At 65.9% G+C, this 23167-nt stretch carries 20 protein-coding genes; 15 read left to right on the top strand and 5 right to left on the bottom strand.

What is annotated here, in order from left to right; genetic code table 11:
* Positions 1–3: 3 nt before the first annotated feature.
* The gene (locus GKC70_RS03030; RefSeq protein WP_342650391.1) at positions 4–1737 is read left to right on the top strand and encodes a C13 family peptidase; all 1734 of its coding nucleotides are present in this window, start codon (positions 4–6) and stop codon (positions 1735–1737) included.
* Between the two features lie 28 nt (positions 1738–1765).
* Positions 1766–2410: an oxidoreductase gene (locus GKC70_RS03025; RefSeq protein ID WP_295488643.1), complete on the top strand. Its 645-nt coding sequence runs from the start codon at positions 1766–1768 to the stop codon at positions 2408–2410.
* 526 nt (positions 2411–2936) lie between these two features.
* Here GKC70_RS03025 and GKC70_RS03020 read toward each other — a convergent pair.
* The 4 genes from GKC70_RS03020 to GKC70_RS03005 form a co-directional block, all read right to left on the bottom strand.
* A complete protein-coding gene (locus GKC70_RS03020; protein WP_039580629.1) occupies positions 2937–3221 on the bottom strand; it encodes a YceK/YidQ family lipoprotein in 285 nt (94 codons plus the stop codon).
* Entirely contained in the window at positions 3218–3847 is a 630-nt protein-coding gene (gene ubiX / locus GKC70_RS03015) for a flavin prenyltransferase UbiX (protein WP_295488648.1), read from the bottom strand. Before ubiX ends, GKC70_RS03020 begins: the two co-directional genes overlap by 4 nt.
* Positions 3844–5193, bottom strand: a complete 1350-nt coding sequence (gene mpl, locus GKC70_RS03010; RefSeq protein ID WP_342650390.1) for a UDP-N-acetylmuramate:L-alanyl-gamma-D-glutamyl-meso-diaminopimelate ligase — start codon at positions 5191–5193, stop codon at positions 3844–3846. Before mpl ends, ubiX begins: the two co-directional genes overlap by 4 nt.
* A 66-nt stretch (positions 5194–5259) precedes the next feature.
* Positions 5260–7230: a sigma-54-dependent Fis family transcriptional regulator gene (locus GKC70_RS03005; protein ID WP_342650389.1), complete on the bottom strand. Its 1971-nt coding sequence runs from the start codon at positions 7228–7230 to the stop codon at positions 5260–5262.
* A 265-nt stretch (positions 7231–7495) separates the two neighbouring features.
* Between GKC70_RS03005 and GKC70_RS03000 the strand changes: the two genes are divergently transcribed.
* The 13 genes from GKC70_RS03000 (at position 7496) to GKC70_RS02940 (ending at position 22364) form a co-directional block, all read left to right on the top strand.
* A complete protein-coding gene (locus GKC70_RS03000) occupies positions 7496–9016 on the top strand; it encodes an aldehyde dehydrogenase family protein (RefSeq protein ID WP_039580640.1) in 1521 nt (506 codons plus the stop codon).
* 191 nt (positions 9017–9207) lie between these two features.
* Positions 9208–10656, top strand: coding sequence for an ethanolamine permease (gene eat, locus GKC70_RS02995; protein WP_039580643.1), 1449 nt, complete (start codon positions 9208–9210; stop codon positions 10654–10656).
* 49 nt (positions 10657–10705) lie between these two features.
* A complete protein-coding gene (locus tag GKC70_RS02990; RefSeq protein WP_029611944.1) occupies positions 10706–12100 on the top strand; it encodes an ethanolamine ammonia-lyase subunit EutB in 1395 nt (464 codons plus the stop codon).
* Positions 12101–12108: 8 nt separating this feature from the next.
* Complete coding sequence (eutC, locus tag GKC70_RS02985; protein WP_029611945.1) at positions 12109–12927, top strand: ethanolamine ammonia-lyase subunit EutC; 819 nt, start codon at positions 12109–12111, stop codon at positions 12925–12927.
* A gap of 106 nt (positions 12928–13033) precedes the next feature.
* On the top strand, positions 13034–13492 hold the full coding sequence (locus GKC70_RS02980) for a GNAT family N-acetyltransferase (protein ID WP_342650388.1): 459 nt from the start codon (positions 13034–13036) through the stop codon (positions 13490–13492).
* A gap of 193 nt (positions 13493–13685) precedes the next feature.
* Positions 13686–14333: a DedA family protein gene (locus GKC70_RS02975; protein WP_029611947.1), complete on the top strand. Its 648-nt coding sequence runs from the start codon at positions 13686–13688 to the stop codon at positions 14331–14333.
* A 6-nt stretch (positions 14334–14339) separates the two neighbouring features.
* A complete protein-coding gene (locus tag GKC70_RS02970) occupies positions 14340–15155 on the top strand; it encodes a M90 family metallopeptidase (RefSeq protein WP_116889395.1) in 816 nt (271 codons plus the stop codon).
* Positions 15156–15247: 92 nt separating this feature from the next.
* Positions 15248–15775, top strand: coding sequence for an inorganic diphosphatase (gene ppa, locus GKC70_RS02965; RefSeq protein ID WP_029611948.1), 528 nt, complete (start codon positions 15248–15250; stop codon positions 15773–15775).
* A gap of 187 nt (positions 15776–15962) precedes the next feature.
* A complete protein-coding gene (locus GKC70_RS02960; protein WP_342650387.1) occupies positions 15963–16649 on the top strand; it encodes a helix-turn-helix transcriptional regulator in 687 nt (228 codons plus the stop codon).
* 410 nt (positions 16650–17059) lie between these two features.
* Positions 17060–17752: a response regulator transcription factor gene (locus GKC70_RS02955; RefSeq protein ID WP_342650386.1), complete on the top strand. Its 693-nt coding sequence runs from the start codon at positions 17060–17062 to the stop codon at positions 17750–17752.
* Positions 17752–19089 carry a sensor histidine kinase gene (locus GKC70_RS02950; protein ID WP_342650385.1) on the top strand — a complete coding sequence of 446 codons (1338 nt, stop codon included), beginning with the start codon at positions 17752–17754 and terminating at the stop codon, positions 19087–19089. Before GKC70_RS02955 ends, GKC70_RS02950 begins: the two co-directional genes overlap by 1 nt.
* Positions 19090–19171: 82 nt before the next feature.
* The gene (locus tag GKC70_RS02945; protein ID WP_342650384.1) at positions 19172–21409 is read left to right on the top strand and encodes a TonB-dependent siderophore receptor; all 2238 of its coding nucleotides are present in this window, start codon (positions 19172–19174) and stop codon (positions 21407–21409) included.
* Positions 21410–21470: 61 nt separating this feature from the next.
* Positions 21471–22364 carry an alpha/beta hydrolase gene (locus GKC70_RS02940; RefSeq protein WP_342650383.1) on the top strand — a complete coding sequence of 298 codons (894 nt, stop codon included), beginning with the start codon at positions 21471–21473 and terminating at the stop codon, positions 22362–22364.
* On the opposite strand, the gene GKC70_RS02935 is transcribed toward GKC70_RS02940, so the two are convergent.
* Entirely contained in the window at positions 22361–23164 is an 804-nt protein-coding gene (locus GKC70_RS02935) for a nucleotidyltransferase domain-containing protein (protein ID WP_342650382.1), read from the bottom strand. The two genes, GKC70_RS02940 and GKC70_RS02935, sit on opposite strands and share 4 nt — an antisense overlap.
* Positions 23165–23167 lie beyond the last annotated feature (3 nt).

Raw genomic sequence — 23167 nt, 5'->3', positions numbered from 1 at the left:
ACCATGCGCCCGCTGCTGCCCCTCGCCCTTGTCCTGCTGCTCGCCGCCTGCGGCGAAGGTGAACCGCTGTCGCCGCCGGATGCACGCCTGCCCGACGGCGGTCGCTACCGGGGCCAGGTGGTCGATGGCCTGCTGCAAGGCGAAGGGCGCATCGACTACCCCAACGGCAGTTGGTATGCCGGCAGCTTCAAGGACGGCCAGTGGCATGGCCAGGGCGAGTGGCACGGCAGCAACGGCGAGGTCTACCGTGGACAGTTCGTCGCCGGCCTGTTCGAGGGCCTGGGCGAACTGAGCACCCCTGGCAGCCACTACGCCGGCACCTTCAAGCACGGCCGACGCGATGGCGAAGGCAGCCTCAAGCAGCACGACCAGACCTACCGAGGGCAGTTCAAGGACGACCAGTACGACGGCGCCGGGCAACTGGAATTGGCCGACGGCAGTCGCTATCAAGGCCTGTTCGCCAAGGGCAAGCCCAACGGTGCCGGGGTGCGCAGCGACGCCAGCGGCAACCAGTTCAGTGGCCAGTTCGTCGACGGTCAGCTCGAAGGCGCCGGCACCTACGACAGTGTCGAGGGCGAGCAGTACATCGGCGACTTCAAGGCCAACCGCCTCGAAGGCCGCGGCCGCTACGAAAATGCCGATGGCGATGTGTGGATCGGCGACTTCAAGGACGGTGCACTGAGCGGGCAAGGCGAACTGCTGGGCAGCGACGGCAGCCGCTACAAGGGTGGCTTCCAGGACTGGCGTTTCGCCGGCCAAGGCCACCTGTTCCTGGCCGATGGCAGCCAGTACATCGGCGCCTTCGACAACGACGCCTACCAAGGCCAGGGTCGGCTGATTCAGGCCGATGGCCAAGTCGAAGCGGGCCGCTGGGTCAATGGCGTGCGCGTGCGCGATGAAAAAGGCGTGCTGCTGCCCGACCCGCTGGACCTGGCGCTGCTCAACCAGGGCAAGCTGCTCGATCAGGCGCTGGCGCAAGTGCCACGCTCCGCAGGGCCGGTCGGCCTGTACAGCCTGGTGCTGGCCGGCGATGGCCAGCAGAGCGTGTTCCTGCGCGAGGCCGACTACGTCAGCAACCTGCTCAAGGTGCGCTTTGGTGCCCGCGGCCAGGTGACCCTGGTCAACCACCGCGATCACCTGAGCGACCGGCCGATGGCCACCCGCGAAAACCTCACCCGGGCCGCGCGTACCCTGGCCGAACGCAGCGGCCCGGACGATCTGGTGTTCATCTACCTGACCAGCCACGGCAGCCGCGACCATCAACTGGTGCTCGACCAACCGCGCCTGCAACTGGCCGACCTCGCGGCCGACGAACTGGCCAGCGCCTTGGCGCCGCTGAAAAACCGCGACAAGGTGGTGGTGATTTCCGCCTGCTATTCAGGTGGCTACATCGCCCCGCTCAAAGACGAGCGCACGCTGATCATGACCGCCGCGCGTCCGGATCGGGTTTCGTTCGGCTGCTCGGAAGAGGCCGACTTTACCTATTTCGGCGACGCCCTGTTTGCCCAGGCATTGAATCAGACCGACGATTTGAAACAGGCGTTTGAACTGGCGCGCGGCAGTGTTGCCGAACGGGAACGAAGGGAGGGCTTCGAGGCCTCGGAGCCGCAGCTCTGGGCGCCGCCGCAGGTGCTCGCACACTGGCAGCGTCTGCGCCGCCAGCAGGCCGAGCAGGCCCTCGAAGACAAGGTTCAGCCAGCAACGCACGGGCAGGCGAAACAGCCTGCGCCCCGCTAAGCTGAGCGCTAAAGAAGGGAGAGTCATCATGTATTTGACGCCTCAGCATGTGCTGCTTGCCGGAGCCACGGGCCTTACGGGCGAACACCTGCTCGACCGCCTGCTCAACGAACCCACCATCAGCCGTGTGCTGGCGCCGACCCGGCGCCCTTTGGCCGAGCATCCGCGCCTGCAGAACCCGGTGGGCGAGCTTTCGACGACGCTTGCGCAGTTGTCCGGGCGGGTCGACATCGCCTATTGCTGTTTGGGCACCACGCTCAAGCAGGCTGGCTCCGAGGCCGCCTTCCGTGCGGTGGACCTGGATCTGGTGGTGGCTTTCGCTCAACGCGCGCGGGAACTGGGCGCGCGTCATCTGCTGGCGATCAGTGCGATCGGCGCCGATCCTCAATCGTCGATCTTCTACAACCGGGTCAAGGGCGAGATGGAAGAAGCGCTCAAGGCCCAGAACTGGCCACAACTGACCCTGGTACGCCCCTCGCTGCTGCTGGGCGAGCGTTTGCAACCGCGCCTGGCCGAACGCCTGGCCGGGCCGTTTTCGCGGCTGTTGCCGGGCAAGTACCACGGCATCGAAGCCTGCACCTTGGCAAGGGCGCTGTGGCGGCTGGCGCTGGAAGAAGAAGACGGCGTGCGCGTGGTCGAATCGGACGACCTGCGCAAGCTGGGCAAGAACTGACACGAACTCGGGGAAGCGGCCATATGTCGCGATCAGACCGCGCAGCGGTCCCTGGCTTCACTCTCGCCGCTGCCATTGCCGGGACCGCTCTGCGGTCCAATCGCGGCACAAGGCCGCTCCCACAAGCTGGACGGTGCAAGGCCAGGCAGCCTGGGAGAGAATGGTGTGCAGATGTTTATGGAAGCACTGCCATGCTCAATCCCTGGCATTTCACACCGCCTCGTGGGAGCGGCCGTGCGTCGCTATCGGACCGCGCAGCGGTCCCTGGCTTCACTCTCGCCGCTGCCATTGCCGGGACCGCTCTGCGGTCCAATCGCGGCACAAGGCCGCTCCCACAAGCTGGACGGTGCAAGGCCAGGCGGCCTGGGGGAGCAGGGTGTGCAGATATTTATGGAAGCACTGCCATGCTCAATTCCTGGCATTTCACACCGCCTCGTGGGAGCGGCCTTGCGTCGCGATTGGACCGCGCAGCGGGCCCAGGTTTTCAGCCTCGCCGCGACCATTGCCAGGACCGCGTGTGCCCGCTCTAGAGCCCGCCAGTGGCGTTGAACCCCACGCCTAAAACGGTCAAGGCCGACAACGGCAGCAACAGGGTATCGAGCAGCATGCTCCCCGGCAGGTCCAGCCGTGGGTAGGCAGGCGCCTCGGCCCCGAAACGGTCCTTGGCGCAACAGCCACCGTCGATCGCATACAGGTCCAGCCGCGTCCCCGCGTACACCACCGGGGCGCCGGGTTGATTGGCATCGAGCGTGCGCACCGTCGCGCAGCCGCCCAGGGCGATCAACAACAGGCCCAGTGCAGCGCGTCTCAATCCTCGACCCCGTAATGGTGCTCGCCCCAACGCGGCAGCATGTCCTGGGGAATGTCGAGCAGGTTGAGTACCCGCGCCACCACGAAGTCGACCAGGTCGTCGATGGTCTGCGGCTGGTGGTAGAACCCCGGCGCCGCCGGCAGAATCACCGCGCCCATGTGCGACAGCTTGAGCATGTTCTCCAGATGAATGGTGGAGAACGGCGCCTCACGCGGCACTAGAATCAGTTGCCGACGCTCTTTCAAGGTAACGTCGGCAGCGCGCTCGATGAGGTTGTTGCAAGCCCCGGTGGCGATCGCCGACAAGGTGCCGGTCGAACAGGGCACCACCACCATCGCGGCCGGCGCGCCAGACCCCGAAGCCACTGGCGACATCCAGTCCTCCTTGCCATACACGCGGATCTGCCCATCAGCAGCTCCCGTGTACTCGGTCAGAAACGCCTGCATCGCCTGGGGCTTGGCCGGCAATACCACGTCGGTCTCGGTGGCCATCACCAGTTGCGCCGCTTTGGAGATGAGGAAATGCACCTCACGCTCCTCACGCACCAGGCAGTCGAGCAACCGCAGGCCGTACTGCGCGCCCGAGGCGCCGGTCATGGCCAGGGTGATGCGTTGCGGGCCGCTCACTTGAGGGCCTCGGCCAGCTTACCGTGCAGGCCGCCGAAGCCGCCGTTGCTCATGATCACCACATGGGTGCCCGGCCGCACCTGGTCCTTGACGCGCGCGATGATCGCCTCGAGGCTGTCGGCGACCACGCTCGGCACCTTGCACTGGGCCGCAGTGGCGGCCAGATCCCAGCCCAGGTTGGCTGGGGCGTACCAGATCACCTGATCGGCGTGGTTGACGCTGTCCGGCAAGCCGTCACGGTGCGCGCCGAGCTTCATCGAATTGGAGCGCGGCTCGATCACCGCGATCACCGGCGCCTCGCCCACTTGCTTGCGCAAGCCGTCGAGGGTGGTGGCGATGGCGGTCGGGTGGTGAGCGAAGTCATCGTAGATGACCACACCCTGCACTTCTGCCACCTTTTCCATCCGCCGCTTGACGCTCTTGAAGGCGCTCAAGCCTTCGATGCCCATGGCCGCCGCCACACCCACATGGCGCGCCGCCGCCAAGGTGGCCAGGGCGTTGGCGACGTTGTGCTGACCAGTCAACGCCCAGTCGACCACGCCTTGCACCTGACCGTCGAACAACACCTCGAACCGCGAGCCATCCGCACTGAGCAGGCGCGCCTGCCACTGCCCGCCCTCACCGGTGGTCTGCACCGGCGTCCAGCAGCCCATGCCGATAACCCGCTCCAGCGCAGGCTCGGTGGTCGGGTGGATGACCAGGCCTTCGCTGGGAATGGTGCGCACCAAATGGTGGAACTGTCGCTCGATGGCGGCCAGGTCCGGGAAGATGTCCGCGTGGTCGAACTCCAGGTTATTGAGGATGGCGGTGCGCGGGTGGTAGTGGACGAACTTGGAGCGCTTGTCGAAGAACGCGCTGTCGTATTCATCGGCCTCGACCACGAAGAACGGCGTGTCGCCCAGGCGCGCCGACACCGAAAAGTTCTGCGGCACGCCACCGATCAGGAAGCCCGGGCTCATGCCCGCATGCTCCAGCACCCAGGCCAGCATGCTGCTGGTGGTGGTCTTGCCGTGGGTGCCGGCCACCGCCAGCACCCACCGGCCTTGCAGCACGTGGTCGGCCAGCCATTGCGGGCCCGAGACGTAGGGCAGCCCCTTGTTCAGGACGTATTCCACCGCCGGATTGCCGCGCGACATGGCGTTGCCGATCACCACCAGGTCCGGGGCCGGTTCGAGCTGGGCCGGGTCGTAGCCCTGGGTCAATTCGATGCCCTGCGCCTGGAGCTGGGTGCTCATCGGCGGGTAGACGTTGGCGTCCGAACCGGTGACGCGATGACCGAGTTCCTTGGCCAGGACCGCCAGCGAACCCATGAAAGTGCCGCAAATACCGAGAATGTGAATGTGCATGATCGACCTCGCAAAACGTCGAGGCAGGGTAGCCCAGGGCGCGGGAAATCGCACCCGCTGTTTCGCTCAACCGGCGCGGGCGATGCCGTGCTTGCGCAGTTTGCGGTACAGGGTATTGCGGCTGATACCCAGGTGCTCGGCGACGCGGGTCAGGTGCCAGCGGTGCTGGGCGAGCGTCGACAGCAGGGCCTGGCGCTCCGCGCTCTGCAGCGGTGCGCCAGCTTGTGGGCGAGCGTGTCCCGCGATGAGATCGGCCGCGTGTCCGGTGTCATCCGCGCCACCGCCCTCGCGGGGCGAGCCCACATCTACAGATGCGTGAGGTGCTCTGACAGCGGGCGGCAGATCCGACAGATAAATGCGCTGACCCTCACAGAGCGCCACCAAGGTGCGCAGCACGTTGCGCATCTGGCGCACGTTGCCCGGCCAGGCGAAGTCCATCAGCGCCTGGCGTGCCTGGGGTTCGAGGCTGATCGCCTGGCCCGCGGCTTCCTCGGCCAGCAGCGCGTCGAGCAGTTGCGCCCGGTCGCCCCGCTCACGCACGGCGGGAATGTTGATTTCCAGGCCGTTGAGCCGGTAATAGAGGTCTTCACGAAAACTGCCCTCTTCCACCCGCTGCAACAGGTCACGGTGGGTCGCGCTGACGATGCGCAGGTCCACCGCCTGAGGCTCGCCGCCGATGGGCACCACCTGGCGTTCTTCCAGCACCCGCAGCAGACGGGTCTGCAAGGCCAGCGGCATGTCACCGATCTCGTCCAGCAGCAAGGTACCGCCATCGGCCTGCAGCAACTTGCCGCGCATGCCCTCCTTGCGCGAACCGGTGAAGCTGCCGCCGCGATAACCGAACAGTTCGCTCTCGATCAGGCTTTCCGGAATCGACGCACAGTTGATCGCCACGAACGGCTTGCCGCGCCGTTCGCTGGCCTGATGCACCGCCAGGGCGAAGGCTTCCTTGCCGCAGCCGGTCTCACCACGCAGCAACAGCGGCACATCGCGTGGATACACACGCAGCGCGCGTCGGAAGTCCGCTTGCAGGACCGGGTCGTGCAGGCAGATGCCCGGATCGACCGCCGCCGCTGGCGAGGGACGCGCCAGCGGGTAGATAGGCACGCGGGCCCGCCCGCGCAGGCTGGCGAACACCTGTCGACCGTCATGAGTGCGCAGCGGCCAGGCCGTGCTGCCCTGGGGCGACGCGTGACCGAACAGTTCCTCATGGCTGCAGGCGAAGAACCGCTCCATCGGCATGCCCAGCAGCCCGTCCCGGCGACTGCCCAGCAGGTTCAGCGCGCCCTGGTTGACTGCGCAGATGTGTCCATCACCGTCGAACGCCAACAGTCCCTCGCTGAACAGCCCGACCGATTCGGCGTGCAGGTGGAAACGCAGCAACCAGTGCTGCTCGAAGTGACGCAGGAAATAACAGCTCTCGATCATCTTCGCCGAGAGGTTGACCAGGGCCATGGTGTGGAACTGGCTCTGCCGCGAGACCTCCGCGCGGGCCGAGGACACGTCGAGCACCGCCAGCAGCTCGCCGTGGGGATCGAACACCGGGCTGGCCGAGCAGGTGAGTCCGGTGTGCTGGCCGCGAAAATGTTCATCCTGATGAATGGTCACCGGCTGGCGTTCGACGACACAGGTGCCGATGCCATTGGTGCCTTCGCAGGCTTCGCTCCAGTCGGCGCCGAGCCACAGCCCGGCGCGCTCGAAGACATGTCGCTCGCTGGGTGCGGTGACGCAATTGAGGATCACCCCGCGCGCGTCGGTGAGCAGCACCGCATGGCCGGCGCCGGACAACTGCTGGTGCAGGCTATTCATCTCGCTCTCGGCGATCTGCAACACCTGGTGCAGGCGCGCACGACTCTCCTGCAAACGCGCCTGTTCAAGCACCACCGGGGCCTGGGCCAATGCCGGGTCCAGGTGGTGATCCTGCAGGCAGCGCAGCCAGGAGCGGGCGATGGACGGATCGCTGCCCGGCCCACTGGTCGATCCCTGGGCAACGGTGAGCACCTGCTGAGCATGGCGGCTGAAAGCGTTGCTCTGCATGTTTGTTGTTCTCCGCAGATAGAGCGTTGCGCCAGCATCCTCCTGCGCCGCGTGGTTTGCAATCACGAGGCGACTGGCGAGTCAGTGACGTCACAGGAACGGGACAAAGTGTCACGCCCGCCGTACCGGTCCTGATACCCAACGCCCGACCGCCATTCAGCGAAATGACCTAAGTCATTGATTGCAAAGGTATGCACCACACTGGCCCACGGTTTGCTCTACGCTTGTCCACTCCCCAACAAACACAATAGCCAGGAGAGACACCATGCGTTACGCACATCCCGGTACCGAAGGCGCCAAGATTTCCTTCAAGCAGCGCTACGGCAACTACATCGGTGGCGAATTCGTAGCTCCGGTCAAAGGCCAGTACTTCGAAAACACCTCTCCGGTCACCGGCAAGCTGATCGCCGAATTCCCCCGCTCCACGGCCGAAGACATCGACAAAGCGCTGGACGCGGCCCATGCCGCCGCCGACGCCTGGGGTCGCACCTCGGTGCAGGACCGTTCCAACGTGCTGCTGCGCATCGCCGACCGCATCGAGCAGAACCTCGAAGTGCTGGCCATCACCGAAACCTGGGACAACGGCAAGCCGATCCGCGAAACCCTCAACGCCGACATCCCACTGGCGGTCGATCACTTCCGCTACTTCGCCGGTTGCCTGCGCGCCCAGGAAGGCGGCGCCGCCGAGATCAATGAAAACACCGTGGCTTACCACATCCACGAGCCGCTGGGCGTGGTCGGCCAGATCATCCCGTGGAACTTCCCGCTGCTGATGGCCGCCTGGAAACTCGCACCGGCCCTGGCCGCCGGCAACTGCGTGGTGCTCAAGCCCGCCGAGCAGACGCCTTTGGGCATCACCGTGCTGATGGAATTGATCGGCGACCTGCTGCCCAAGGGCGTGCTCAACGTGGTGCAGGGCTATGGCCGCGAAGCCGGTGAAGCGCTGGCCACCAGCAAGCGCATCGCCAAGATCGCCTTCACCGGTTCCACCCCGGTGGGCTCGCACATCATGAAATGCGCCGCGGAAAACATCATTCCGTCCACCGTGGAGTTGGGCGGCAAATCGCCGAACGTCTACTTCGAAGACATCATGCAGGCCGAGCCGAGCTTCATCGACAAGGCCGCCGAAGGTCTGGTACTGGCGTTCTTCAACCAGGGCGAGGTGTGCACCTGCCCGTCGCGCGCGCTGGTGCAGGAGTCGATCTACCCGCAGTTCATGGACGTGGTGATGAAGAAGGTGCTGCAGATCAAGCGCGGCGACCCGTTGGACACCGACACCATGGTCGGCGCCCAGGCCTCGCAGCAGCAGTTCGAAAAGATCCAGTCCTACCTGAAGATTGCCCAGGAAGAGGGCGCCGAGCTGCTGACCGGCGGCAAGGTGGAGCAACTGGACGGTTCGCTGGCTAGCGGCTACTACATCCAGCCGACCTTGCTCAAGGGCAACAACAAGATGCGCGTCTTCCAGGAGGAGATCTTCGGCCCGGTGGTCAGCGTCACCACCTTCAAGGACGAAGCCGAAGCCCTGGCCATCGCCAACGACACCGAGTTCGGCCTCGGCGCAGGCGTGTGGACCCGCGACATCAACCGTGCCTACCGCATGGGCCGCGGTATCAAGGCCGGCCGCGTGTGGACCAACTGCTACCACCTCTACCCCGCCCACGCCGCGTTCGGTGGCTACAAGAAGTCCGGTGTCGGCCGTGAAACCCACAAGATGATGCTCGACCACTACCAGCAGACCAAGAACCTGCTGGTCAGCTACGACATCAACCCGCTCGGCTTCTTCTAAAAAAAAGCTGCAAGGGGCAAGCGACAAGAAAGAGCGGACCGTGCGCCGGCTGCTTTTTCTTGCAGCTTGCAGCTTGCCGCTCGTAGCTGGAGCGGCTGGCCGCTCGCGCCGTTGGCGCGCTTTCTGCAACACCTGAATCACCAAAGGCCCGGCGTCCCTCCGGCGACCTAAAACAACAAACAGGTGAAATCATGCCAAGCGAACATTCCGCCGGTACACCGGCCGGTTCTTCGGTCGACTTCGAAAAGGTCGGCTCCGACTACTTCCAACAACGCGAACTCAAGAAAGGGGCTGCGGGCTGGGTTCTGCTGGTGGGCCTGGGCGTGGCCTATGTGATCTCCGGCGACTATGCCGGGTGGAACTTCGGCCTCGCCCAAGGCGGCTGGGGCGGGATGTTCCTCGCCACCTTGCTGATGGCCACCATGTACCTGTGCATGTGTTTCTCGCTGGCTGAACTGTCTTCGATGATTCCCACCGCTGGCGGCGGCTATGGGTTTGCCCGCAGCGCCTTCGGGCCTTGGGGCGGCTTTCTCACCGGTACGGCGATCCTCATCGAGTACGCCATCGCACCCGCCGCCATCGCTACGTTCATCGGCGCCTATTGCCAGTCGCTGTTCGGCATCGGCGGCTGGATGATCTACCTGGCGTTCTACGTGGTGTTCATCGGCATTCATATCTTCGGCGTGGGTGAAGCGCTGAAGCTGATGTTCGGCATCACCGCCATCGCCGCCATTGCCCTGGTGGTGTTCCTGCTGGGCATGCTGCCCCATTTCGATGCCGCCAACCTCTTCGACATCGCCCAGACCGACGCCGCCGGCGCCAGCAGCTTCCTGCCGTTCGGCTATGTCGGCGTGTGGGCGGCAATCCCCTATGCGATCTGGTTCTTCCTCGCGGTCGAAGGCGTACCCCTGGCCGCCGAAGAAACCAAGAACCCACGGCGCGACCTGCCACGCGGTTTGATCGGCGCGATGCTGGTGCTGCTGGCCTTCGCCCTGCTGATTCTGGTGGTCGGCCCCGGCGGCGCCGGCTCCGAAGCGCTCAAGGCCTCGGGCAACCCACTGGTCGAAGCCCTGGCCAAAGCCTACGGCGGTTCCACCTGGATGAGCGGCTTCGTCAACCTGGTTGGCCTGGCCGGACTGATCGCCAGCTTCTTCTCGATCATCTACGCCTATTCCCGGCAGATTTTCGCCCTGTCGCGCGCTGGCTACCTGCCGCGCAAGCTCTCGGAAACCAACAAGAGCAAGGCGCCGGTACTGGCCTTGGTCATCCCTGGATTGATCGGCTTCGCCCTGTCGCTGACCGGCCAGGGCGATCTGTTGATTCTGGTGGCGGTGTTCGGTGCCACGCTGTCCTATGTGCTGATGATGGCCGCGCACATCACCCTGCGCATCCGTCGGCCGAAGATGGCCCGCCCCTACCGCACCCCTGGTGGCATCTTCACTTCGGGCCTGGCCCTGGTGCTGGCGTGCATTGCGGTGGTGGCCGGCTTCCTGGTCGATCCGCGCGTGGTGATTGGCGCTGCGCTGATCTATGCAGTATTAATTGCCTACTTCGCGTTCTACAGTCGTCATCACTTGGTTGCCGGCACGCCGGAAGAGGAATTCGCCGCGATCCAGCAGGCCGAAGAGGCCCTGCACTGATCGCCGACCCACGCCGCAGGCCCGGCCTGCGGCGCTCTGGAGGTTCTGTATGGCACGTTTCGTACACACGGTCGGCAATCTGGTCTACCGTTTCGACAGCCTCAAGGAGGTCATGGCCAAGGCCAGCCCGGCGCGCTCCGGCGACTTCCTCGCAGGCGTGGCCGCCGCCAACGACGGTGAACGGGTCGCCGCGCAGATGGCCCTGGCCGACATCCCCCTCAGCCACTTCCTCAGCGAAGCGCTGATTCCCTACGAGCAGGACGAAATCACCCGGCTGATCGTCGACACCCACGACGCCGAGGCCTTCGCCCCGGTCAGCCACCTCACGGTCGGTGGCCTGCGCGACTGGCTGCTCAGCGAAGCGGCCGACGAGTCCAGCCTGCGGGCGCTGGCTCCGGGCCTGACCCCGGAAATGGCCGCTGCGGTGTCGAAGATCATGCGCGTGCAGGACTTGGTGCTGGTCGCGCAGAAGATCCGTGTGGTCACCGCGTTTCGCGGCACCATGGGGCTGCGCGGGCGATTATCGACCCGCCTGCAACCCAATCACCCCACCGACGAACCGGCGGGTATCGCTGCCAGCATTCTCGACGGGCTGCTGTACGGCAACGGCGACGCCATGATCGGCATCAACCCGGCCACCGACAGCATCGCCTCCATCTGTGCCCTGCTGGAAATGCTCGACGCCATCATCCAGCGCTATGACATTCCCACCCAATCCTGCGTGCTGACCCACGTCACCACCTCGATCGAGGCGATCAACCGCGGCGTGCCGCTGGACCTGGTGTTCCAGTCCATCGCCGGCACCGAGGCTGCCAACGCCGGCTTCGGCATCAACCTCAACGTCTTGCAGGAAGGCTACGAGGCCGGGCTGTCGCTGCAACGCGGCACCCTCGGACAGAACCTGATGTACTTCGAAACCGGCCAAGGCAGCGCGCTGTCGGCCAATGCCCACCACGGCGTCGACCAGCAGACCTGCGAGACCCGCGCCTACGCCGTGGCCCGGCATTTCAAGCCGTTTCTGGTCAACACCGTGGTCGGCTTCATCGGTCCCGAGTACCTGTACAACGGCAAGCAGATCATCCGTGCGGGGCTGGAGGATCACTTCTGCGGCAAGCTGCTCGGCGTACCCATGGGCTGCGACATCTGCTACACCAACCACGCCGAAGCTGACCAGGACGACATGGACACCCTGCTCACCCTGCTCGGCGTTGCCGGGATCAACTTCATCATGGGCATCCCCGGCTCCGACGACATCATGCTCAACTACCAGACCACCTCGTTCCACGACGCCCTCTACGCCCGTCAGACCCTGGGCCTGAAACCGGGTCCGGAGTTCGAAGCCTGGCTGGAACGCACCGGCATCCTGACCCAGGCCGACGGCCGCGTACGCTTCGGCGACAACCTCCCGCCGGCCTTCCGCCAGGCCTTGGCACAGCTCGCATAGGCACGACCATGGACCGACACGTACCCACTCCCGACAACCCCTGGCTGGCCCTGCGCAACCTGACCCCGGCGCGCATCGCCCTGGGCCGCACCGGCACCAGCCTGCCCACCGGCGCGCAACTGGACTTCCAGTTCGCCCACGCCCAGGCCCGCGACGCCGTGCACCTGCCCTTCGACCACGCCGCGCTGCGCGAGCAGTTGCAGGCGCGCGGGCGCGACAGCCTGCTGCTGCACAGCGCGGCCGCCGACCGTCACCAGTACCTGCAACGGCCCGACCTCGGCCGCCGCCTGTGCGACGCGTCGGCGGCCACGCTGCGCGAGCATGCCCAGGCCAACGCCGGCGGGGTCGATCTGGCGATCGTCGTCGCCGACGGGCTCTCGGCCCTGGCCGTACACCGTCACACCCTGCCGCTGCTGAGCCGCTTCGAAGAGCAGGCCAGCGCCGAGGGCTGGACGACGGCGCCGGTGATCCTGGTGCAACAAGGGCGGGTGGCGGTGGCCGACGAAGTGGGCGAGCTGCTGGGCGCACGCATGACCGTGATGCTGATCGGCGAGCGCCCCGGCCTGAGTTCGCCCGACAGCCTGGGCCTGTATTTCACCTATGCGCCGAAGGTGGGCCTGACCGACGCCTACCGCAACTGCATCTCCAACGTGCGCCTGGAGGGACTGAGCTACGGCATGGCCGCGCATCGCCTGCTGTACTTGATGCGCGAGGCCTGCCGACGGCAGTTATCCGGGGTGAACCTCAAGGACGAGGCCGAGGTCCACAGCCTCGACAGCGATCAGCCCGGCGGCAAGACCGGCAACTTCCTGCTCGGCGAGGACTGAGCCTGCGTTCCCCCAGGCAGATTGCGTATGCAGACTGCCTTGGGGCAGCATGCCATCACGTGGCGACGTGCATCATCCCGTTCCCAATGGACTCTGAGGCCTGCTCATGCGCATCATCAAGGCAACCCTGGAACACCTCGACCTGCTCACCCCGCTGTTCGTCCAGTACCGCGAGTTCTACGGGCAACTGCCCTATCCCGACACTTCGCGGACCTTTCTGCGCAAGCGCCTCACGCGCGGCGAGTCGGTGATCTATCTGGCCCTGCCGGATGACGACGACAGCCGCCTGCTGGGTTTCTGCCAGCTCTACCCGAGTTTTTCATCGCTGTCGCTCAAGCGCGTGTGGATCGTCAACGACATCTATGTGGCCGAAGACTCGCGGCGCATGCTGGTGGCCGACCACCTGATGCGCGAAGCCAAGAAGATGGCCAAGCAGAGCAACGCCATCCGCCTGCGGGTGTCGACCAGCAGCGACAACGAGGTGGCGAAGAAGACCTACGAGTCCATGGGCTTTCGCAAAGACATCGAGTTCGAGAACTACATCCTGCCGATCAGCCAGGACTGAGCCGAACGGATTGCTGCACGAGCCGTAACCACTCGCTACAAACTCCCCGGGCATCTTCACGACTTCGCCGTATAATGCCCCCCTCGTCATATGTGAAAAATCACTCCCCGTTCGGGGAAGATACCCACGCCAAAAATGACTTCGTCCGTCATCGCGCGCCCGTAGAAGCGGGTCAAGACAACAGGTGCTGTACATGGAATTCAACCCGCTGGACCTTATCCTGCATCTCGATGCCTACCTTGACCTGCTGGTGACCAACTACGGTCCCTGGATCTACGCCATTCTGTTCGCGGTGATCTTCTGCGAAACCGGCCTGGTGGTCATGCCCTTCCTCCCAGGCGATTCGCTGCTGTTCATCGCGGGCGCCGTGGCCGCCGGTGGCGGCATGGACCCGGTCCTGCTGGCCGGTCTGCTGATGCTCGCGGCGATCCTCGGCGACAGCACCAACTACGTGATCGGGCGCACGGCGGGCGAGCGGCTGTTCCGCAATCCCAATTCGAAGATCTTCCGCCGCGACTACCTGCAGCGCACCCATGAATTCTACGAACGCCACGGCGGCAAGACCGTCACCCTGGCGCGCTTCCTGCCGATCCTGCGCACTTTCGCACCGTTCGTCGCCGGCATTGCCCACATGCACTATCCGCGTTTCCTGGCCTTCAGTGTGGCCGGCACCCTGCTGTGGGTCGGCGGTCTGGTGACCCTGGGCTACTTCTTCGGCAACGTGCCGTTCATCAAGCAGCACCTGTCACTGATGGTGGTCGCCATCATCATCCTGTCGCTGGTGCCGATGATCCTCGGCGTGCTGCGCAGCCGCCTGGGTCGCACCGCCAAGGCGTCCTGAGCGGCCATGTGGTCGTTGGCCGCCTGGCGGCGCAAGCGCACCCTGGCGCGCTACCCCATCGACCCGGCGCTGTGGCAGGCCGTTCGCGAACGCCTGCCCCTGCTCGACGGCATCAGTGACGAGCAGGACCGCTGGCTGCGCGAGGCCAGCGTGCTGTTCCTGCACGACAAGCACCTCACCACCCTGCCCGGCGTCGAACTGGACGACGAGCAGCGCCTGTTCCTCGCCGCCCAGGCCCAGTTGCCGCTGCTGAATCTGGGCGAGCTGAACTGGTACCAGGGCTTCCACGAGCTGATCCTCTATCCCGACGACTTCAAGAGCCCCCAGCGCCACCGCGATGCCAGCGGCGTCGAGCATGTCTGGGACGCTGAACACAGCGGCGAGGCCTGGCTCCAGGGCCCGGTGATCATGGCCTGGCCAGGCGTGCTGGCCAGCGGCGGCTGGGACGCCTACAACCTGGTGATCCACGAGCTGGCGCACAAGCTCGACATGCTCAACGGCGACGCCAACGGCCTGCCGCCGCTGCACCCGGATATGGACGTCGGCGCCTGGGCGCAGGCCATGCAGCAGGCCTACGACGACCTCAACCGTCAGCTCGATGCCAACCCGGACCTGGAAACCGTCATCGACCCCTACGCGGCGGAAAACCCGGCGGAGTTCTTCGCCGTCACCAGCGAGTATTTCTTCAGCGCTCCCGACCTGCTGCAGCAGAGCTACCCCAAGGTCTACCAGCAACTGGCGCTGTTCTATCGCCAGGACCCGCTGGCGCGCCTGACCCGCCTGCAAGCCGAACATCCGCAGTACCGCGACGCCCCGGCCTGAGCGGCGGCGGCGCAGGCCGACCGTGGCATGCAGGGGCGGAATATGCCTATAATCGCCGCCACTTTTTCTGGTCAATCAGGGGGCTAAGCCCAATGAGCTACAGCAAGATTCCTGCGGGCAAAGACCTGCCGAACGACATCTACGTCGCCATCGAGATCCCGGCCAACCACGCGCCGATCAAATACGAGATCGACAAGGACAGCGACACCCTGTTCGTCGACCGTTTCATGGCCACCCCGATGTTCTACCCCGCCAACTACGGCTTCATCCCCAACACCCTGGCCGACGACGGTGATCCGCTGGACGTGCTGGTGGTCACCCCGTACCCGGTCGCGCCAGGCTCGGTGATCCGCGCCCGTCCGGTCGGCGTACTGAACATGACCGACGACGGCGGCGGCGACGCCAAAGTCATCGCCGTGCCGCACGACAAGCTGTCGCAGCTGTACGTGGACGTCAAGGAATACACCGACCTGCCGCCGCTGCTGATCCAGCAGATCGAGCACTTCTTCGCCAACTACAAGGATCTGGAGAAGGGCAAGTGGGTCAAGATCGAAGGTTGGGACGGCGCAGACGCCGCCCGCGCTGCGATCACCAAGTCGGTAGCGGCCTACAAAGGCTGATACCGCACAGGAACGGGGTCGCCATGCGGCCCCGCTTCCAGCTTCTTCTCGGAAAGCGCTGACCTATCACGTCAGAAGCATCCCACAGCACCTTTCAAACGCTTCTTACACATCCCGCCAAGACCCGCTCCCTCCCCCATCACCGCGTTTATTCCCTCGCCACGCGCCACCCACTAGACTCGCCGCCATGAACAATTCCGGTGATCGTCTCAAGACCCTTCTGCAGGAATGCGGCCTGACCTCGTCCGACTTCGCCGCCCAGCGCCATGTCACGCCCCAGCACGTGAACAACTGGTTCAAGCGCGGCATCCCGCTCGCACGTCTGGACGAGGTGGCCGATCTGTTCTGCGTCAATCGCCGCTGGCTGCGCAGCGGCGAAGGCCCCAAGCACCCCAGCCCGATCCTGCGCCCCTGCCCCACTCAGGTCGAACCCGCACCGCCCGGCCATGGCGGACGGCAGGTCTGTGTCGACTTCCATCGCCTCGTCGACGGCCTGCTGCAGCCGGACTCCGAGCGCCATCTGCTGATCTCGGCGCAAGCGCTGGACACCCTGGGCATCCTCGCCGAACACGTGGTATGCCTGGACATGCCGGCGGCCAACATGGCACCGCTGATGCCCATCGGCGCCGCCCTGGCCATCGACCGCAGCCTCACCCGTGTGGTCGATGGCCAAACCTACGCCCTGCTGCACGAAGGCCGGCTACGTGTGCACAGCCTCAGCCTCGGGCAGAACGACACCCTGTGCCTGCACAGCCACGACCGGCGCAACTACGCCGTGGAGCGCTACACCAGCGCCCAGCGTCACGCCCAGGGCATGCAGGTGCTGGGTTGGGTGTTCTGGTGGTCGTGGTTCAGCCGCCAGCGGCCACTGTAAGCGGCGCGGCAATTTCCGCTGGGCATCCCCGGTGCACCCTTGTATGCTACGCGGCACATTCTGCTCTGGTCGGCCAAGCCGCATTCCAGAGCACCTGACGACGCCCCACACGGCCGCCCGTCATCTTTTTCAGGCCTTCATGGCCAACCCGTTAAGGCGGTTGCGGCTTATCAAAAATGAGCCAAGCCCGTCCCCGAAAGCCGGCCACAAGCCGGCTTTTTAATGCCTGAGTCACGCCTGTCCGCCCCCCCGTATTTGCAGAACCTAATGACCAGACGCTCCGACTCGGCACGTCAAATACCAGCAGAGCCGGTGCCTATTACACCCTGCTATCACTCGGCCATTGCCCTGGCACCCCTCAAGTGGGATTATTCGCAACTGCATCTGATTCCCATCCAAGGCTGACCCTCGTGCCCGTCCAGCTCCTGCTCGCCGAAGACGACCCCCACCTGCGCCACGACCTGCAGCAGCATTTCCAGCGCCGCCAGTTCAGCGTGCAGGCCTGTGCCAATGGCACCGAGGCACTGAAGGCGCTGGCCTCGGGTCGGTACGACCTGATCCTGCTGGACATCCTGCTGCCCGGCATCGACGGCCTGAGCCTGCTCGACGAACTGCGTCGTGGCCAGGCCGTGCCGGTGATGCTGATGTCGGCCCTGGGCGCCGAGCAGGACCGCATCAGCGGCTTCACCCGTGGCGCCGACGATTACCTGCCCAAGCCGTTCAGCCTCGCCGAACTGGATGCGCGGGTCGACGCCCTCCTGCGCCGCGTCGCCCTCGACCGACACCCACCTGCCGCCTTCACCGAAGGCGCGCTGTGCTTCGATCCACTCGACCAGGATGTCACTCACCACGGCCTGCGGGCCGGGCTGACCGGCTCGGAGTTTCGCCTGCTGAGCACCCTCAAGGCGCATGCAGGCGAGGCGCTGAGCAAACCATTTCTGTACCAGAGCGTGCTGCACCGCCCCTACATGCGCCTGGATCGCGGCCTGGACGTGCACGTGTGCAACCTGCGCCGCAAACTGGCAGCCATCGGTGCCGGGCATTTGCAGATCCAGGCCGTGCGCGGCCAGGGCTACGTGCTGATCGACACGGTCCACGCCTGATGCGCCGCCATCCGCTGCTGTGGAAACTGGCGCTGCTGCAGGTGTGCTTCTGCCTGTTGCTGACCTGGCTTCTATGGACCTGGGGCCTGTCGGTGGAGCGCAGCACCTACTTTCTCGCGCCAGCCGAACGTGACTACCTGGCGCACTTCGCCGAACAGGCCGAGCAGGCCTGGCAACGCGATGGCGCCCAGGGCGTGGAGCAGTACCGACGCGCGCTGCAACGCCGCGAAAACACCTGGGTCGCTATCGTCGGCCCGCGCCTGCAAAGCCTGGGTAGCACGCCGCTGAGCGCCGAAGAAGCCAGTCGCCTGACCTTCATGCGCAAGCTCGACTGGCCCATGAGTCGGCGCCTGCAAGACGAGCTGCCCTACGTCAGCATCGCTTTTCCCACGCGGCCGCAGGACGGTCGCCTGGTCATCCAGTTGCCCGAGCACCTGCTGCCCACCGGCCTGACGCCCTGGACCCACGTCATCACCCATGGGGTGGCGCCTGCGCTGCTGGCGTTGCTGCTCGGCCTGCTGCTGTACCGACACCTGGTAGCGCCGCTCAACCGCCTGCGCGACCGCGCCGACGCCCTGCGCGCGGACAACCTGGACAGCCCCGGCCTGGCCCTGCACACCCGCCACGACGAGCTGGGCGAACTGGCCCAGGCCTTCGAGCACCTGGCCCTGCGCCTGCGCCGCAGCCTCGATCAGCAGCGCCTGCTGCTGCGCACGCTGTCCCATGAACTGCGCACCCCGCTGGCGCGCCTGCGGATCGCCCATGACAGCCCACTGCCCCCCGAGCAACTGCGCCAGCGCCTGACGCGGGAAGTGGACGACATGCAGAAACTGCTGGAGGACACCCTCGATCTGGCCTGGATGGACACCGAGCGGCCACAGGTGCCGACCGCGCCGCTGCAGGTGCTGTCGGTGTGGGAGGCGCTGGTGCAGGATGCCTGCTTCGAAAGCGGCTGGGCGGCCGAGCGCCTGCCCTGCGCGCTGGGGCCTGACTGCGTGGTGCAGGCGCACCTGGACAGCCTGGCCCAGGCCTTGGAAAACCTGCTGCGCAACGCCATCCGCCACTCACCGCCGGGCGGCCGGGTGTGCCTCGACGGCTGGCGCGAGGGCGAACACTGGCACCTGTGCCTGCGCGATCAGGGCAGCGGGGTGCCGGACGACGCGCTGGAACGCATCTTCCAGCCCTACCAGCGCCTGCCCGACAGCGGCAGCGGCTTCGGCCTGGGCCTGGCCATCGCGCGCAGTGCCGTCGAGCTGCAGGGCGGTACGTTGTGGGCCAGCAACGGCCACCCAGGGTTGGTCCAGCATCTGCGGCTGCCGGCGGCGACAAGTGTTTAGAAAGTTAATGCGCTTTACTCTCAAATAGGAGTAATTACCATCTGTGATCTCTTGAATTCAGCCCGCCGTGCCGGAGATCCCAATGTCGCCCCGCTCGCTCAGTCCCGCCCCTTTCCTGCTGCTCTCCAGTTACCTGCTGGCCAGTGCGGTGCACGCCGCCACACCGCCTGGGGGAAGCGAACCGATCGAACTGGAGACCCAGACCGTCGTCGCCACCGCGCTGGAGGAAACCAAGCAGGCGCCGGGGGTCTCGGTGATCACCGCCGAGGACCTGAAGAAACGCCCGCCGGCCAATGACCTGTCGCAGATCATCCGCACCATGCCCGGCGTCAACCTCACCGGTAACTCCACCAGCGGTCAACGCGGCAACAACCGCCAGATCGACATCCGTGGCATGGGTCCGGAAAACACCCTGATCCTGGTCGATGGCAAGCCGGTGGCCAGCCGCAACGCCGTGCGCTATGGCTGGCGCGGCGAGCGCGACACCCGTGGCGACAGCAACTGGGTGCCGGCCGACCAGGTCGAGCGCATCGAAGTGATTCGCGGCCCGGCCGCTGCGCGCTACGGCTCCGGTGCCATGGGCGGGGTCATCAACATCATCACCAAGCAGCCGGGCGAGCAGACCCACGGCAACATGACCGTGTATCAGAACTTCCCGCAGCACGGCGAGGAAGGCGCCAGCAAGCGCGTCAGTTTCGGCCTCAACGGCCCGCTGACCGACGCCCTCAGCTACCGGGTGTACGGCAACGTGGCCAAGACCGATGCCGACGACTGGGACATCAACGAAGGCCACCAGTCCACGCGCAGCGGCAACCAGGTCGGCACCCTGCCTGCCGGTCGGGAAGGCGTGCGCAACAAGGACGTCAATGGCCTGCTGAGCTGGAAACTCGACCCTCGGCAGACGCTGGACCTGGAAGCCGGCTTCAGCCGCCAGGGCAACATCTACAGCGGCGACACCCAGAACACCAACTCCAATGCCACGGTCAAGCGCCTGCTCGGCCACGAAACCAACCTGGTGTACCGCGAGAACTACGCCCTCACCCATCGCGGCGACTGGGACTTCGGCACCAGCATGGCCTATCTGCAATATGCCAAGACCCGCAACAGCCGCATCAACGAAGGGTTGGCCGGCGGCACCGAAGGCATTTTCAGCAACGCCGACATGTCTACCTCGACCCTGCGCGACCTCACCGCCCACGGCGAGCTGAACCTGCCGCTGCACGCCTGGCGCGACCAGACCCTGACCCTGGGCAGCGAATGGAGCCAGCAGAAGCTCGACGACCCCAGCTCCAACACCCAGAGCACCAGCGAAGGCGGCAGCGTCGCGGGCCTGGCCAGCAGCGGCCGCAGCACCACTTCGCAGGCGCAGATCTTCTCGCTGTTCGCCGAGGACAACATCGAACTGAAACCGGGCACCATGCTCACCCCGGCCCTGCGCCTGGACCATCACAGCGTGGTCGGCGACAACTGGAGCCCGTCGCTGAACCTGTCCCACGCGCTCACCGATGAACTGACGCTCAAGGCTGGCATCGCCCGCGCCTACAAAGCGCCGAACCTGTACCAGCTCAACCCCGACTACCTGCTCTACAGCCGTGGCCAGGGCTGCTACGGCCAGAGCACCAGTTGCTACCTGCAAGGCAACGACAAGCTCGAAGCCGAAACCAGCGTCAACAAGGAACTGGGCATCGAGTTCCAGCGCGACGGCCTGGTGGCCGGCATCACCTACTTCCGCAACGACTACAAGAACAAGATCGACTCCGGTCTGGGTCGCATCGGCAGCGCCAGCGGCGGCACCGGCAGCTACGCCAATGCCGCGATCTACCAGTGGGAGAACATTCCCAAGGCGCTGGTCGAGGGTCTGGAAGGCACGCTGACCCTGCCACTGACCGAGCAGTTGAAGTGGACCAACAACTTCACCTACATGCTCCAGTCGAAGAACAAGGAAACCGGCGACACCCTCTCGGTGACCCCGGCCTACACCCTCAATTCGATGCTCGACTGGCAGGCCAGCGACGACCTGTCGATGCAACTGAGCGTGGCCTGGTACGGCAAGCAGAAGCCGAAGAAATTCGACTACCACGGCGACCGCGTGACCGGCTCGTCCAACGACCAGGTGGCGCCCTATGCGCTGGTCGGCGCCAGCGGCACCTACGCGATCACGAAGCACCTGAGCCTGACCGCCGGCATCGACAACCTGTTCGACAAACGCCTGTTCCGCGCCGGCAACGCCCAGGGAGTGAACAACATCGACGGCGCCGGGGCCGCCACTTACAACGAACCCGGCCGCACCCTGTACACCAGCCTCACCGCCTCGTTCTGAGGCCGGTCGCCGCGCCGCCGCCCCGGCGCGGCCCCCATGGACGACCTGACGAGACCGCCTGATGAACACGTTTTTTTGCGCCCTGGCCCTGCTGCTGCCGCTGGCCGCGTTCGCGCAACCCGCGCCCGAACAGACGATCGACACTCACCTGCTGCAATGCCACGACCTGCCCTATCGTTTCACTACCCTCGACCTGGACTCGGCCGATGGCCAGCGTCACTACCGCCTGTGGATCGGCAAGCCCGAGCGCCCAGCGCCGCCCGCCGGTTACCCGGTGCTGTGGATGCTCGATGGCAATGCGGCCTTCAGCGCCTTGCAGGCCCCGGCCCTGCGCCGACTGGCCGATGGACAGGCGCCGGTGCTGGTCGCCATCGGCTACCAGAGCGAGCAGCGCATCGAGCGCAGCGCCCGCACCTTCGACTACACGCCGCAGGTGCCGGGTCTTGCCGAGCAGCGCGACCCGCTGAGTGGTCAGCCCAGTGGCGGCGCCGATGCCTTTCTCGATCTGCTGGAGCAGCGCATGCGTCCGCTGCTGGCAGCGCAGCTCGCGCTGGATGCGCGGCACCAGACCTTATGGGGACACTCCTATGGCGGTCTGGCGGTGCTGCACGCGCTGTTCACTCGCCCGGGGATGTTCAGCGACTACGCCGCCGCCAGCCCGTCACTGTGGTGGCGTGATGGCGTCATCCTCAGCGAAGCCGACGGCCTGGCCGAGCGCCTCAAGGACCATCGCCCCCGCCTGCTGCTGATGCGCGGCAGCGAGGAGCCGGCCAACCCACGTGCGCCGCTGGGCAGCGACAGCGAAAACGCGCTGCAGCAACTGCGCACCACGCTGGCGCCGATTCAGGCATTGCAGGTGAGCTACCGGCGCTTCGAGGGCCTGGGGCACGGACCGATGCTACCGGCGTCACTGGCGGCGGTGCTGGAATCACTGGCCAACAGCCCCACCCCCTAGCCGCCCTGGCAGCGCCAGACGGTCTCGCGCAGGAAGCGGTCCAGCGCGGCGCTGTCACCGCGTTCGCCGCGCTCCACCTCCACCTCCTCGGCGCGCATCAGCTCGGACTCGATGAACTGATGCAGCACGTCGTCGCGCGGCCCCACCTGCGCTTCGCCGGCCCGGCGCTTGCGCACCAGCAGGCGCTCGATCGCCTCGCGCAGTGGCGGCCCCTCGACCGTGCGGTCGAACAGCGTAGTGAAGGCCGTCGGCGGCATACCCAGCCCACGGTCGATCCAGCGCACCGCCAGCAGTGGGCGGATCACGTACAGGTACTTCTTCAGACGCACCGTGTCGCCCAGCAAGTAGCCGCGCAGGTTCTTGCGCGCCATCGACAGATAATGATGGCGCACCGCACGCGGCGAATAGAACGCGTGACCCAGCGCCGTCAGTTGCTCGCGCGCCTGCGCATCGGCACGATACACCAAGGGTGAACCTAGCCATTCGAGCAGGCTCGGGTTGGCCCCGCGCAGCAGGCGCAGCGCCTTGCGCAGTTCCCAGCCGCTGACGTCCAGCTCATCGCTGAGCGGCCGCTCGATGACGTCGCGCGGCTCGTCTACCCGCAAGTACCACTGGGCGCGGTGAACGTAGATGAATCGCACATCGTAGTCGCTGTCCGGCGAGGCGAAGCCCCAGGCGCGACTGCCGGATTCGCAGGCGTACAGCACCGTGACGTCATGCTCGCGCTCGATGCGCTGAAGTTCTTCGAGCACCCGCGCACGCATGGCGTCGGACAGGGGATGGGGATCGTGCTCGTACATGGT

The sequence above is a fragment of the Pseudomonas sp. REB1044 genome, assembly GCF_038813925.1.
GTDB classification, from domain to species: Bacteria; Pseudomonadota; Gammaproteobacteria; order Pseudomonadales; family Pseudomonadaceae; genus Aquipseudomonas; species Aquipseudomonas boreofloridensis.
This window is presented reverse-complemented; position numbering and strand designations above follow the sequence as displayed.

Excerpts from the sequence above, each read along its gene's own strand:
- mpl (WP_342650390.1), bottom strand. The coding sequence starts at position 5,193 with ATGCACATTCACATTCTCGGTATTTGCGGCACTTTCATGGGTTCGCTG.
- GKC70_RS02960 (WP_342650387.1), top strand. The coding sequence starts at position 15,963 with ATGAACAATTCCGGTGATCGTCTCAAGACCCTTCTGCAGGAATGCGGC.
- eat (WP_039580643.1), top strand. The coding sequence starts at position 9,208 with ATGCCAAGCGAACATTCCGCCGGTACACCGGCCGGTTCTTCGGTCGAC.
- ppa (WP_029611948.1), top strand. The coding sequence starts at position 15,248 with ATGAGCTACAGCAAGATTCCTGCGGGCAAAGACCTGCCGAACGACATC.
- GKC70_RS03000 (WP_039580640.1), top strand. The coding sequence starts at position 7,496 with ATGCGTTACGCACATCCCGGTACCGAAGGCGCCAAGATTTCCTTCAAG.
- GKC70_RS02945 (WP_342650384.1), top strand. The coding sequence starts at position 19,172 with ATGTCGCCCCGCTCGCTCAGTCCCGCCCCTTTCCTGCTGCTCTCCAGT.
- eutC (WP_029611945.1), top strand. The coding sequence starts at position 12,109 with ATGGACCGACACGTACCCACTCCCGACAACCCCTGGCTGGCCCTGCGC.
- GKC70_RS02980 (WP_342650388.1), top strand. The coding sequence starts at position 13,034 with ATGCGCATCATCAAGGCAACCCTGGAACACCTCGACCTGCTCACCCCG.
- GKC70_RS02935 (WP_342650382.1), bottom strand. The coding sequence starts at position 23,164 with ATGTACGAGCACGATCCCCATCCCCTGTCCGACGCCATGCGTGCGCGG.
- GKC70_RS02940 (WP_342650383.1), top strand. The coding sequence starts at position 21,471 with ATGAACACGTTTTTTTGCGCCCTGGCCCTGCTGCTGCCGCTGGCCGCG.
- GKC70_RS02975 (WP_029611947.1), top strand. The coding sequence starts at position 13,686 with ATGGAATTCAACCCGCTGGACCTTATCCTGCATCTCGATGCCTACCTT.
- GKC70_RS02970 (WP_116889395.1), top strand. The coding sequence starts at position 14,340 with ATGTGGTCGTTGGCCGCCTGGCGGCGCAAGCGCACCCTGGCGCGCTAC.
- GKC70_RS03030 (WP_342650391.1), top strand. The coding sequence starts at position 4 with ATGCGCCCGCTGCTGCCCCTCGCCCTTGTCCTGCTGCTCGCCGCCTGC.
- GKC70_RS03005 (WP_342650389.1), bottom strand. The coding sequence starts at position 7,230 with ATGCAGAGCAACGCTTTCAGCCGCCATGCTCAGCAGGTGCTCACCGTT.
- GKC70_RS03025 (WP_295488643.1), top strand. The coding sequence starts at position 1,766 with ATGTATTTGACGCCTCAGCATGTGCTGCTTGCCGGAGCCACGGGCCTT.
- GKC70_RS02990 (WP_029611944.1), top strand. The coding sequence starts at position 10,706 with ATGGCACGTTTCGTACACACGGTCGGCAATCTGGTCTACCGTTTCGAC.
- GKC70_RS02950 (WP_342650385.1), top strand. The coding sequence starts at position 17,752 with ATGCGCCGCCATCCGCTGCTGTGGAAACTGGCGCTGCTGCAGGTGTGC.